Origin of the sequence: Streptococcus sp. S784/96/1, assembly GCF_902729355.1 — a bacterium.
GTDB lineage: Bacteria > Bacillota > Bacilli > Lactobacillales > Streptococcaceae > Streptococcus > Streptococcus caledonicus.
This window is the reverse complement of record NZ_CACVCC010000085.1, coordinates 1-513: the sequence shown is the minus strand read 5'-3', so window position 1 is coordinate 513 and position 513 is coordinate 1. Positions and strand designations below refer to the sequence as shown.

The following is a 513-nucleotide window of genomic DNA, read 5'->3' as shown; positions in this document are numbered from 1 at the left end:
ATAGGACTGCCTTTTTGTCGTCTAGCCGCAAAGACAGCTTGACAAAGGCACTTTTTCAGGTAAGCATTACCATGTCTTATTCGGCTACTTCGTTTTTTACCAGCACTCTCATGATTTCCTGGACATAACCCAGCCCAATAACTTAATTGACCAACTGTTGGAAATTGGTTCATCTCAACACCAACTTCAGCGATAACAACAGAGGCTGTAATCTGATCGATACCCGGAATACTATCCAATATCTCTAGTTCTCGCTCATAGTCTTTGAAATAACTGTCTATTCGATTTTCTAACTGTTGGATTTTAGCATTATAACAATCATAAGTTTCTATTGCTTGTTATAACATAAACCGATGATAAGCTGAAAAATAACCATCCAAGGCTTTTTTTAGTTGAGGAATTTTCTGTTTCAGAGTCGTATAAACATTAGCACGAATAACTTCTGGTGTGATGGTTTTTCGATTGACTAAAGAGTCATCAAGTTACGCCCAGAACTGCCCATAATATCTTCAA

General features: G+C 37.4%; 1 pseudogene. It reads right to left on the bottom strand.

Annotated features, from left to right (window positions below):
• A pseudogene (locus GZ996_RS12040) lies at window positions 1-513 on the bottom strand (transposase); the annotation flags it as partial.